This window comes from secondary endosymbiont of Ctenarytaina eucalypti (genome assembly GCF_000287335.1).
In the GTDB taxonomy this organism is placed as follows: Bacteria; Pseudomonadota; Gammaproteobacteria; order Enterobacterales; family Enterobacteriaceae.
Genome location: NC_018419.1, coordinates 1,410,650 through 1,424,007, shown reverse-complemented (window position 1 = coordinate 1,424,007; position 13,358 = coordinate 1,410,650). Strand labels below are relative to the sequence as shown.

At 44.5% G+C, this 13,358-nt stretch carries 5 protein-coding genes and 1 tRNA gene; 1 reads left to right on the top strand and 5 read right to left on the bottom strand.

The genetic code is table 11. The features are described from left to right. The first annotated feature begins 1,053 nt into the window (after positions 1–1,053). Positions 1,054–2,280, top strand: a complete 1,227-nt coding sequence (mdtG, locus tag A359_RS04080) for a multidrug efflux MFS transporter MdtG (RefSeq protein ID WP_014888615.1) — start codon at positions 1,054–1,056, stop codon at positions 2,278–2,280. 1,368 nt (positions 2,281–3,648) lie between these two features. Here the strand turns inward: mdtG and pfkA are convergent. From pfkA to lpxB, 5 genes are all read right to left on the bottom strand, one after another. Next, positions 3,649–4,611 (bottom strand): 6-phosphofructokinase, encoded by a 963-nt coding sequence (pfkA, locus tag A359_RS04075; protein ID WP_014888614.1) that lies wholly within the window; start codon positions 4,609–4,611, stop codon positions 3,649–3,651. Between the two features lie 1,354 nt (positions 4,612–5,965). After that, a tRNA-Phe gene (locus A359_RS04065) sits at positions 5,966–6,041 on the bottom strand. Between the two features lie 1,222 nt (positions 6,042–7,263). Next, positions 7,264–8,223: an acetyl-CoA carboxylase carboxyl transferase subunit alpha gene (gene accA, locus A359_RS04060; protein ID WP_014888612.1), complete on the bottom strand. Its 960-nt coding sequence runs from the start codon at positions 8,221–8,223 to the stop codon at positions 7,264–7,266. A 12-nt stretch (positions 8,224–8,235) separates the two neighbouring features. Then, positions 8,236–11,718 (bottom strand): DNA polymerase III subunit alpha, encoded by a 3,483-nt coding sequence (gene dnaE, locus A359_RS04055; RefSeq protein WP_014888611.1) that lies wholly within the window; start codon positions 11,716–11,718, stop codon positions 8,236–8,238. 484 nt (positions 11,719–12,202) lie between these two features. Beyond that, a complete protein-coding gene (gene lpxB / locus A359_RS04050; RefSeq protein ID WP_044104649.1) occupies positions 12,203–13,357 on the bottom strand; it encodes a lipid-A-disaccharide synthase in 1,155 nt (384 codons plus the stop codon). Position 13,358 lies beyond the last annotated feature (1 nt).

The window sequence follows — 13,358 nt, the reverse complement described above, 5'->3', positions numbered from 1 at the left end:
CCTCCTGATAATCTACGATTGTAAGGAGGCGACATAGTAACAATTAATCTAATCTAGCCAATGGTGGTGAAACCAACAACAATAATCCATTTTATTCTGCGCGCTATCTACTTCCAGATGCAGTTTATACGATGCCCTGATTTTTTTTGAAACTATGATACCCAGCCTGATTTTTATCCTTGATAAAAAACTTTACATCTGGTGAGATGAACATCTCAATCATCACCTTTACCGTGCATTGAGCTATTCATCGTAATTTTAAGTGCCTTTTCTCGATCGCAACGAAAAAAGTCTACGTACCTTATGAACAACGGCATAATTTTAAAAAGCGGGATTACATGAGTCCCTGTCTTGCATGTCCTGAGTGAGAGGAAAGATATTTGTTTCATTTGTTATACCCTTGATCATCCTTGTATCTACGTGCAGAATGAAGCTGATAAGCGCTTCAAGCGCAGGCTGCTTCTCCCATAAAAAAGAAACGCTTGATTAATCCATGCATCTTCCCAGAGCACCTCTCTGCTTGAAAAGCTTTTTTATCAGTTGCTAGTTAGGGGTATAGGTTTTTTCGTTTCTATAGAGTTTTTATGTTAACATGCAGACGGTCAACTAAAACAATGCATCCCTAGAAGTCAAGGTGTTTAATAAAACATTAGTAATGATGTATGATAAGATCATGAGGTAATATATTATTAAGTCTGCATTTACTTTAGTATCAATCACGTCTGGGTCGTAGGCTACCACAGCAGAAAAGAACTACGCACTAACTATCTACAGAAGGGGACAGAGAAACATGCGTTGGGCGCTCATCAGCATATATGCCTTCTGCATTATTGGTATACAAACCTTCGACCTAGCAAGCGCTTTCTGTACCGCTTATTCCTACCTTATCAAGATCTTCTGGGTAGGGCAATTGCGAATACCGCTCATATAAAGAGTAGTAAAATTGCCCCTGAAGCCCTTTAGGGTCATACTATATTCTCTCTCTTAACCTCCGGCGATAGCGTTCTTAACCTTATTTTTTATCGACCGCCGTAAATACGCAACCAGGACATCATGACGCTGGCACCGCTGCTCATCAATTGGAAACGTAATCTTTTTGTAAGCTGGGTAGGCTGTTTTCTCAGCGGCACCGCCTTTAGTTTAGTCATGCCGTTCCTGCCTCTCTACGTTGAGCTTTTGGGAGTATCCTCTCCAGAAAAACTGCATCTTTGGTCCGGTGCAGTATTCAGCATCACGTTTCTTTTTTCCGCTATCGCATCCCCGATATGGGGTGGCCTTGCCGATCGCAAAGGTCGTAAAGTCATGTTGCTACGCTCAGCGCTAGGCATGGCTATTATCATGCTGCTAATAGGCGAGGCGCAGAACGTATGGCAATTGTTGCTTTTACGAGCGCTGCTTGGGATGCTTGGCGGCTTCGTGCCTAATGCTCACGCACTTATAGCCACCCAGGCACCCCGCAACAAGATCGGATGGGCACTAGGAACTCTGTCCACCGGTGCGGTTAGCGGTACCCTGATAGGCCCCCTAGTAGGCGGGCTGCTGGCAGATCTCTATGGTTTTCGCCTGGTATTTTGCATTACCGCACTGCTATTGTTCATCGGTTTTATAACCACACTCCTATTTATAGAGGAGCATTTTACGCCCGTTAATAAAAAAGATATACTCACTTGTAAGCAAGTGCTAGCTTCTCTAAAAAACCCAAACATAGTGCTAAGTTTGTTTTTCACTACACTGATTATCCAGGTCGCTACAGGCTCTATCTCGCCTATACTAACACTGTATATCCGAGAGCTGACAGGCCATTCACAAAACCTTGCATTTATTAGTGGCATGATTGCAGCTGCACCCGGCATGGCCGCGCTCCTCAGCGCACCCCGCATGGGTCAGCTTAACGATCGAGTCGGCCCCGCACGCATCTTGATTAGCATGATGGCATTATCAGTGCTGCTGCTGATTCCCATGTCATTCGTTCACACCCCCTGGCAGTTGGGTGCGCTGCGTTTTTTATTGGGCGTGACTGATGGCTCACTCATTCCAGCAGTGCAAGCCCTATTGGTTTATCACTCCTCTAACCGGGTTGCTGGCCGTATTTTTAGCTATAACCAATCTTTTCGCGATATGGGTAACCTTAGCGGGCCATGCCTCGGCGCCTTGATTGCAACCAGTTATAGTTTACGAGCGGTATTTTTTTTTACAGCGCTCATAGTTATGGTTAACGTGGTTTATTCTTGGTACGCTCTTTATCATGCTAGTTTAAAAATAACACGATTAAATCATTGAATGAAAATAAACGAATAGGCTAACATTCTCTTACAATCGACTTTCAGACTCGCTGATGCTAAAAATTGCTTTTCCTCAACTTCACCTCCTCTTAGACCTAAAGCGTGTCTTTCCCTTATTTCCTAAAAATACGATTTTTACTCTAGTAGCCTGACCGCAATAGCCGAACCGCCTAATGGCGCTGTCATTGTGTCTATCGTAGAAGTTTGTTTAGCTACACGCCGTCTTCTGTTTCATGTATTGAGACAAGCGCGATACCTTATGACAACTAGGGCGCTAGCAAGGCTATCGCTACGCAAGATTAACGGCGTGTTATATTTCTCACCGTGTGATCTGGTTATAGACTATAGCTATATTGCTATCACCTTTACCCTTGTATCTGCCCATTGTAGACAAGCAGAACCAAATAACCACCCTACAGTCTCTTTAACTAAAACATGGTCGCGTTAGCCTGTAAGAGATAGTGATTGCCTCTTGTCTTCTCCGGGTATTATTACTTTTACGTAGTTGCTTCTCTTTAAGAAAATAGCTATCATTGATGTCTTTTAGCGCATATTGCGAACTTCGGCAATAGATAAACGCAGGAGTAGTGTGTCTTCTGAACGCCATAAGACAACACTAGACGACCTTTCAGACTAGCGCGCTTTATAAAATCTGCGCAGATAATTTCATTAATTATTGTACCTTCTGCTAAATAACTCGTATAGCACTCTTTGTGTGTTTTAAAACACCCCCGTCAGACCGCGCATTTTCTTTCACGAGACAATGCAAGTCTGGTGCTATCACTAGCTAAGTACGAAATATGACCGAGTATTTTTTTCTGCTAAAATGTTTTATTTTTTTCGCTTCACGAAAAGAATACCAACATTTTTAACAAAAAATGCATAAGTTCAAAACTTGAGTCAATAAATATTTTTATTCTTTTCAACGAAGGACCACATAGTTGTTTTATTATTCAAGATATGGTTGTGCACCCTATCGAAGTTGCAAAGCGGCTCTTCCTACTACTCTGCAGAACTGCTATCCGTCCATTCGGACATATGGCTACAATCTCTATCATATCATTTGATACCTGCGTTGGTTGAGGGCTTTTTTATAACTCAGAGAGGGAGTAATTTAAAACGTGCGCTTTGATATAGAGATCATGTTTTACAATGAGTCTCATGATCTCAGAAAATAATAAAAAATAAAATTTATTCAAAATAGTCTCTAAGCTCTTCTGAGGATGCATAAACCATAAGAGTGGATCTAAAACAACTGACATAAGAGTACCATATAATATAGATGCATATTATTATAAGGTTCACCGGTGCGAGGAAGGCTAAAGCGCGCTCCTTTAAGCCCTCGCAGACAAACCAACTGGTAAAATTAGAATAGTTTTTTTGCCGTTTCTAAAATATCGCTGCGGAAGGGGCGTTTCATATTTTTAATGGCGTCGACGATTTCGTGATGCAGAAGCCGTTCATTCTGCACGCCGACACAATGGCCGCCATAACCCTGCAACAATAACTCGATGGAGTACGCGCCCATGCGTGAGGCCAAAATACGGTCATAGGCTACCGGCGTTCCGCCGCGCTGAATATGGCCCAGTACCGTGGCCCGCGTTTCCTGTCCCGTTTCTTTTTCTATGTATTGCACCAGCTCAGCGACATTACAGATATGTTCAGTAATCGCGACAATGGCATGTTTTTTGCCTTTAGCAATACCCGCCTTGATTTCGTCAACTAGGTCTTCTGGTTTGAATTTTACTTCAGGCAAAACAATAAATTCACAACCGCCGGCGATAGCAGCTGCCATAGTTAAATCACCACAATACCGTCCCATGACCTCCACAATGGAAATACGCTGATGTGAAGTAGACGTATCACGAAGACGGTCAATAGCTTCGACGACGGTTTCCAGCGCGGTAAAGTAGCCAATGGTGTAATCAGTACCTGCCACGTCATTATCAATAGTGCCAGGTAGGGCAATACAGGGGGGACCCATTTCTGTCAAGTGCTTAGCACCCATATAGGAGCCGTCTCCGCCTATCACTACTAGCGCATCCAGACCTCGCTGAGCCATGTTTTCAATCGCGATCGCGCGAGTGCCTGCCTCTCGGAAGGCAGGGAAACGTGCCGAACCGAGAAAGGTGCCTCCACGGTTAATCATATCTGAAACGCTATAACGGTCTAGTTTCGCCATTCGATTCTGAAATAAGCCTAGATAGCCATCATAAATGCCGTAAACTTCTAAGCCTTCAGAAAGGCCAGACCGAACCACACCCCTAATGGCCGCATTCATGCCCGGTGAATCACCACCACTTGTCAGCACACCGATTTTTTTAATCATGACGACCTCTAAACTTAAAAAACTGCTTGTAGTATACAATACCCTGTTTGGTTCTTTCCCCATGAGAAACGCATGCTGATCTTTGTGATTACATACTATAACAAAATACTAAAAAGACATTGATTCACGTTAGACTAGTAACTAATATAAAAGCCGAAAAAAATCGTCAATCCCGACGTGCAACATTAATAAATAATCATATATGATTTCATCATGTTGTCATTTATCGGTTTTTTTTGAAAAAAAATCCTCACAATCCAGAGATTGCATGTGAGTGCATAAAATTCACGTGATGCCCATGTCTCTGACAAATATATTGTCATTACTAGGCAATAGTTTTATAAATAAATGTTTGTTACAAGTTAGAGGCGATCAGAATTACTTCAACACGATACGAGCGCTCTTCGGCATGCCTAACAGGCTAATCTTCTGCAATACTTTAACGATGTTAATCACCTAACTTTATTAGAATAACTACATCACTGAGAATCAAATAATTACCTGAAAGTATTTTAAACCGGGAAATGCCTATTGCGGATAGGAAATGTCTCAAATGTTGATTTCTGAGAATATAGTGACCCTCATAACATAACAGCTAGCTAATATCCCCCCTTTTTTCTGAGGGGGAAATAGTGACTGAAGTTGCTGTCTTAAGAGAGCATTGCCGCAGTGACGTATATTGTCAATACCGGTCAACTAACTTTCCTCGGATTGTTCAGGAGGGATATACTATTTATGCTGCCGGCGCTTCTTTGTGATATCATTAACACTCTGTATTTTGTTAATCGGAACCATCACATAGATCATTTCACTGTATTTTAAAATTTTTTGTGATCTGATTATTTTCTCGTTTTGTGAGAAAAAACATCCGGTCATCTTAGCGAAATCTGAATCTATTTCAACTGGAGTAAAGGCGTTCCTTGAGTACACTTTTCAAAACTCCGACACCTCTTTTTTAATGACTACTATAGTGCATGAGATGAACAGAGTAGATACGTATTCGGCTACTAGGCGTAAGATAATTGCTTCATGCATGGAGCCAATCTCTTACTCACAGACTCCGTACTCTCAGAGTCTGACGTTGCTTCATCGCATTGCTGTCAGCAGGCTTCTTAGTTATTGTAACCTATACAATCAAAACTACAGATATTAAATGCACGAATCTAGTGCTTGCTTAAAATGTCAAATTATCTAATCATTATCTCTTAAACCAGAGGGCGCCGGAAATAATACACCTAGAATACAGGTGCATTGTAATAAATAATTTTGCATAAATTGATTAAGGAATAAAAAATTTAAAGAGAATGCATTACAGCTATAAAATCGCTCTTAGGCAGCATGTACTTAATTCTGATGGCGCCCGGACTCGGAATCGAACCAAGGACACGAGGATCTTCAATCCTCTGCTCTACCAACTGAGCTATCCGGGCAATTATTATATTACACCCTATTAGCTCGATGACGTCAATAACTTTGTCCTAGCATGATGAGAAACTACTGTTTATTGCTAATGTTTAGCAAAGAAGCGGTAAATGCAACTCAAATCGTTTTTTCTAGCACAGAATGCCGTTGCCGTATAAAGCAGAATTTGCTTCGATGATGAATATTCGTAGAACGTGATTGGTATCTGGCATGTATCATATTTTCATGCAGTCTGATTCTTCGATCCCACGTTACTACAATTTATTTCTTCACGAAACTGATGGTTTCGAAGACATATTCAGAAACGCATTGAAGCCAGTTTACTGGCTCATAGAGCTACGCCATACGCGGTTTTATTCAACTTTATACTACCAGGCGGTCTATTCTACTACTTCGCCAACAAATTTTAGTAATGAGGTACGGTCGAATGTGGGTACTTTTACTTAGTTTAAGTCTAGTTTTTCTATAAAAAGCATGCTCTATATAGCTCGCCAACAGCTTTATCAGTTGATAAATAAAGTCAGCGCGACCTCATACCGCCCTTAGCGAAACGACAAACATTTACTTCATCATCAGCGATTGAAACCTGAATCAAAGAGACCCTCTGTTGCGATGAATATTGCAATATAATATAAAGATTAATGAACGTTTGTATTTTTTTTAACATGAGTCTGAACTTTTAAGAAAAAGTAAATCAATGCTGGGTGTAAACTTTGGGGTATCACATACATGCAGTTACCAAAACTAGCCATGTTTCGGTTCAAAGCATAGCAAAGTAATTCTCACATGCGTCTCTCCGGCCATGATGTCCAGGTAAATAGAACCATGTTACTGGTCAGTCGCTGAACGAAATTACACCCAAGCATAACTAACTGTGCCCACTCATCAACCCGTCCGGAGACATGCATCAATAATTCTGATGCATTCAAGAAGCTATAAGCGTATTACAATATACTCTGCTTAATAGGTTTCAGAATCACTAACAGTAGAAATACTTTTAAAATTTTTTTTCATAAATCACCCCATAATTAACACCTGTTAAGTTACGTGTAATAAGATATTGCAATTATTCAAAAACCCTCCGGGAAGTGCAGGATAGCGTGAGTCCTGGAGGTAGGCTTGGTTACACTCACTACAATTACCCGGAAACACTAAAAAATAGATACCAACCTATCTGGGATTAGCTATCACAGGTCAGCCCCCTGCCTAACTGCCATCAAGAATGGTTACTCAGCAATAACCATAATTCATCAGACGGTGATAACGATTGCTGAGCAACTCTTGCGTGCTGAAAGCATCAAGCTCGACCAGATCGTCTAGAAGTTGCGTTTTCAGCGCAGAAGCAATAGCTTGCATATCTCGGTGGGCGCCGCCCAACGGCTCCAGAATGATGCTGTCAATCAGATCCAGTTCTTTCAAACGTGAGGCGATAATACCCATAGCTTCGGCAGCGATAGCCGCTTTATCGGCATTTTTCCATAAAATGGAGGCGCATCCTTCGGGCGAGATCACAGAATAGGTACTGTACTGCAGCATATTGACCCTGTCACCCACCCCAATAGCTAACGCGCCACCGGAACCGCCTTCGCCTATCACCGTACAAATCACCGGGACTCGCAGGCCCGACATTTCTCGCAGGTTTTTTGCGATAGCTTCAGATTGGCCTCGCTCCTCAGCATCAACTCCCGGGTATGCGCCTGGCGTATCAATAAAAGTTAGTAGGGGCAGATTAAAACGATCCGCCATCTCCATTAGCCTCAGCGCCTTTCGGTACCCCTCTGGCGCTGGCATCCCAAAATTGCGTCGGATTTTCTCTTTCGTTTCTCGTCCTTTCTGATGTCCGATGATCATAACAGGCCGGGAATTCAGACGCGCTATTCCTCCGATGATAGCTTTATCATCGGCATACGCGCGATCACCTGATAATTCGTCAAAGTCCGTGAATATATTGTGCACATAATCTAGCGTATAGGGGCGCATCGGATGTCGAGCTAGCTGGGCTATTTGCCAGGCACCTAGATTGGAGAAAATTTTCTGAGTCAAGTCCCCGCTTTTTTGACGCAAACGCTGCACTTCTTCATTCAGATCAATGTCTAATGTTTTTTCTTGACGATTGATTGCGGTCAGTGAGTCAATTTTAGCTTCTAGCTCTGCAATCGGCTGTTCAAAATCAAGAAAATTCAAACTCATAATGTTTCCATATTAGTCAAACTCTACTTCCACTTGTTCACTGCCTACAAGTGTTCGTAAGTTACTTAGTAAGCGATCAGTCGGGGTGACATTCCAGGCTTCCCCAAAGCGCAACAGCACATGTGCATCTTGCCCTTGATAATAAAGATGCACTGGGATCGTCCCTGATCGATAGGGTTCCAATGATAAACGAAGACGTTTTAAAAACTGCTCATCAATTTGTTTGTCGGTTAGCGAGATAGCTAGTCCGCGCGCATATTTTTCGCGTGCTTCGTTAATATCAGTTAATTCGCGAGCCGTCATTTTCAGTCCGCCGTTAAAATCATTAAAACTCACCTGGCCCTGGGCGATCAGGATACGGTCTTTTTCTAATAAATGCTGGTATTTTTCGAGTACATCTGTAAACAACATCACATCCATCCGACTTGAACGATCGTCTAACGTGCAAACGCCGATCCGCTGGCCTCGCTTAGTAACCATAACCCGCGTAGACAACACTAACCCCCCCACACACACTATCTTACCGCGCTCAGTAGGGTGTATATCCTTCAGACACATCCCGCCCGAATAATATAAAATCTCGCGAAGATATTGCGTGATGGGATGGCCGGTCAAGTAAAGACCGAGCGTTTCACGCTCGCCATCCAGCACCGCCTTCTCCGGCCAAGGAGTCACGGTATTGTAGGAGGCTTCCACTTCTTCCGGATTCTCTGAAAGGACACCGAACATATCTTTTTGCCCATTCTTTTTAGCTGTAGTGTACTGAGTGGCTGCTTTGATTGCGTCATCTACAGCATAAAGAAGTGCGGCGCGATGAGGTCCTAAGCGGTCGAAAGCACCAGACATAATCAGCTTTTCTAGTATTCGGCGATTAAGCTTTTTAATATCGGCGCGAGCACAAAGATCAAATAGTTCACGGAAGTGACCGTTTTTGTTGCGCGCTTCAATAATTGCTGCAATAGGTTTTTCTCCAACGCCTTTGATAGCGCCGATGCCGTAAACTATCTCCCCCTCTTCATTAACTTGAAAATGATACTGTCCGCTATTGATGTCCGGCGGCAAAACTTTCAGGCCTATGCGCAAACATTCATCAACTAGCCCTACAATTTTTTCAGTATTATCCATATCGGCAGTCATGACCGCTGCCATAAATTCTGCGGGATAATGAGCCTTTAACCATAGAGTCTGATAAGATACTAGCGCATAAGCAGCGGAGTGAGACTTGTTGAAGCCATAGCCGGCAAATTTCTCTACCAAGTCGAAGATCTTCATAGCGATTTCGCCGTCGATACCGATACTTTCCGCGCCAGATTTAAATACAGAGCGCTGTTTAGCCATCTCCTCCGGCTGCTTTTTCCCCATCGCACGGCGTAGTATATCCGCGCTGCCCAAGCTATAGCCCGCTAGCACTTGAGCGATCTGTATCACCTGTTCCTGGTAAAGTATGATACCGTAAGTCGGCTCAAGAACAGGTTTTAGCGAGGGGTGTTGCCACTCGAAATCGGGATAAGAGATAGCTTCACGACCATGTTTACGATCGATAAAGTTCTCTACCATACCTGATTGTAGAGGTCCGGGCCGGAATAGAGCCACTAATGCAATCATATCCTCAAAACAGTCAGGCTGCAGGCGCTTGATTAGATCCTTCATGCCTCGAGATTCCAATTGAAAGACTGCAGTAGTTTCGGCTCGCTGGAGCATCTCGAAGCTTTTCTTATCCCCAAAGGGAATAGTGGCAAGATTGATGGAATCCAGACCTTGACGGGCACGACGGGCGTTAATCATTGTTAGCGCCCAATTGATAATTGTCAGGGTACGTAGGCCAAGGAAGTCAAACTTCACTAGGCCGGCATACTCCACATCGTTTTTATCGAACTGGGTAACCGGATGGTTACCTTCAGAATCGCAATAAAGTGGCGCAAAATCAGTAATTTTAGTTGGAGCAATCACTACGCCACCAGCGTGTTTACCGGCATTGCGCGTGACACCTTCAATCTTGCGCGCCATATCAATTAACGCCTTGACCTCTTCATCGGCGTCATAAATGGCCTGTAATTGCGGTACCGACAGAAGCGCTTTTCCCAGAGTCATACCCGGATCGAATGGAACCAGCTTGGCAATCCGATCCACAAAACCGTAAGGATGGCCAAGGACTCGGCCAACGTCACGGATAACCGCTTTAGCTGCCATAGTACCGAAAGTAATAATCTGCGAAACAGCATCACGGCCATAAGTTTCAGCCACATGCTCAATCACCAAATCACGCTTCTCCATACAGAAATCAACATCAAAGTCTGGCATCGATACGCGCTCTGGGTTTAAAAAACGTTCAAATAGCAAATCAAACGCTAACGGGTCCAGGTCAGTGATGTTTAGAGAATAAGCTACTAGCGACCCGGCACCTGATCCACGCCCAGGCCCGACTGGTACCCCATTATCTTTCGACCACTGAATAAACTCCATTACTATCAGAAAATAACCTGGGAACCCCATCTGGTTTATAACCTGCATCTCGATGTCAAGACGTTTATCGTAGGCGGCGCGCTTTTCGCGCCGCATATGCGCATCGGGAAATAAGAAATCTAGTCGTTTCTCTAAGCCTTCACGAGCACACTTTACCAAATAATCTTCGGTGGACATCTCACCAGTCGGGAACTGCGGTAGGAAATGTTTTCCAAGGCGGATCGTAACGTTACAGCGGCGTGCGATTTCTACGCTGTTTATCAGCGCTTCGGGTAGATCGGAGAACAATTCGCACATTTCCTCTTCGCTACGCATATACTGCTGTGGGCTATAATTTTGCGGACGGTTGACGTCATCGAGGGTAACCCCGTCATGAATAGCTACCCTGATCTCGTGGGCTTCAAAAGCATCAGCACTCGTGAAGCGTACATCGTTAGTAGCAACTACCGGCAAACCATGCCGAGATGCCAATGCAACGGCAGCCTGTAGATATATTTCTTCATCAGCTCGGCCGGTGCGGATCAGTTCCAGATAATATCGGTCAGGGAAATGCATCTCATAAAACGCTAGGCATTTTTCTACCTTCGGAATATTACCGCGTATCAAGTATTTTCCAACATCCCCTTTTCGCCCTCCGGAGAGCAAAATCAAGCCCTCCCTATACTTCATCAGCCAATCGCGATCAATCACCGGTCCAGCAGCCCCATATCCCCGCTTATAGGCGCATGAAATAAGTAGAGTTAAGTTGTGGTAGCCCACATTATTGGCTGCTAAAATAGTCAAGTCCGCTAGTTCATTCCCCAGCATCTCACTTTGTACAAAAAAATCTGCTCCAATAATAGGCTTAATACCGACACCATGGGCGCTTCCGTAAAATTTAACTAGCCCGAATAAATTAGTAAAATCTGTGATAGCTAAAGCTGGCATATGCAGGGCAGAGGCTTTTTTTACCAACAAGTCGACTTTAACGAGTCCATCGATCATTGAGTAATCGCTATGTACCCGGAGGTGAATAAAACGTTGTGCAATCATAAATACTACCCGCTGTGAGGTGTTATCACCACAATGACAGATTGATGCCAGAAAAATCAAGCGCGGAGCAACGCTCCCCAAAAGATGCACTGTCGTGCTATGAAATACGCGTATTGCGAGACAGGAGAGGGGTGCGACAGACTGTGTGTTGTACCGAAATTATATGCGGAAACATAGTGGGGGTAGCGCAAAGAAACTACCTGCTCTTAAATCGCTCGGATTGTGATAGCAAGCGTCGTTGCGATATGCTCTAGATTAGAATAAAAAAATTTATGTCCTTATACCAAACACGCGCGCCAGTTTTCACTCAACCATGTGGACTACCTCATCCTACCAGCCCCATCAGGGCTGGCTTCAGCATCACAGATAGGTCACGAGCGCTACTGCTAAAGACCTCGTCTACCTTTATTGAAGCTGATGATACCTGGTACAGTAGGATAGAAAAAAGAAGTGCGTCTTTCGCCTCATCAGAAATTCAAAAGTGTTATCGGCTAATCAAGGCAAGTACGGCACATGCCGCCTGTTTGTCGGCATTGCAGCGAATTTGCTGATGCAATTGACGAAATTTAGCCAGCAACGCCGAGCGCTGATTATCATCGTTAAGCAACAGCTCAATGACAGCCGCCGCCAACGCGTCTGGACGGCACTCCTCCTGTAATAATTCTTTGACTAACTCACACCCGGCTAGTAAATTGGGGAGTGACACCCAAGGGGTTTTAACCAGCCTTCGCGCTAGCGCGAACGTCAGCGGCTTCATGCGATATCCAACGACCATGGGGCAGTGAGCTAGCATACACTCAAGTGATGCGGTACCGGATGCCAGCAGAGCTGCATCAGATGCTATCATCGCCTGACGAGCTTGATTGTCCAGAAGCTTGACCAATAACTCCGGCGCCACCTCCGCCTTGATGCGCTCAAACTGGACCCGTCGTGCTGGATTCACTAATGGCACAACAATCTCCAGGCCTGGGAATCGCTGACTCACCCGTGCAGCGGCACGCAGAAAATCTGCACTTAGTCTCTCCACCTCGCTGTGACGGCTACCGGGCAAAAGCGCCAAACAGCTTGCGGCTGCGGGAATACCGAGTTCCTTTCGTGCAGCGTCTTTATCTGGATCAAATGGCATAATATCGGCCATTGTGTGGCCGACAAACTCGCAGGAGACGTTGTGGCGGTCGTAAAATGCTTTTTCAAATGGTAGGAGCGCCAACACATTATCCGTAGCACGGCCGATTTTGAGTACCCGGCGTTGCCTCCAGGCCCAAACAGATGGGCTAACGTAATGAATAGTGCGGATACCGCGTTGTTTGAGCTGATATTCCAGAGCAATCGTAAAATCCGGTGCATCAATACCGACAAAAACATCAGGACGCAACGCGGTGAAGCGTCGGATGAGATCTCGACGGATGCGCCATAGTCTCGGTAGACGATGAAGCACCTCGAAGATACCCATTACCGCTAACTCTTCCATGTCATACCACGCTTCCATCCCTTCCTCCTGCATACGAGGACCGGCGATACCGAAAAAGCGGACTTCTGGTAAATGACCACGCAGCGCACGCATGAGCCCAGCTCCTAAAATATCGCCGGAAGTCTCGCCAGTAACTAAACCGATCGTAATGGGGCGTGGCGACGACATA

What these genes read in the sequence shown, in the direction of transcription:
- lpxB (WP_044104649.1), bottom strand. Translation starts at nt 13,357, where the DNA reads ATGTCGTCGCCACGCCCCATTACGATCGGTTTAGTTACTGGCGAGACT.
- pfkA (WP_014888614.1), bottom strand. Translation starts at nt 4,611, where the DNA reads ATGATTAAAAAAATCGGTGTGCTGACAAGTGGTGGTGATTCACCGGGC.
- dnaE (WP_014888611.1), bottom strand. Translation starts at nt 11,718, where the DNA reads ATGATTGCACAACGTTTTATTCACCTCCGGGTACATAGCGATTACTCA.
- mdtG (WP_014888615.1), top strand. Translation starts at nt 1,054, where the DNA reads ATGACGCTGGCACCGCTGCTCATCAATTGGAAACGTAATCTTTTTGTA.
- accA (WP_014888612.1), bottom strand. Translation starts at nt 8,223, where the DNA reads ATGAGTTTGAATTTTCTTGATTTTGAACAGCCGATTGCAGAGCTAGAA.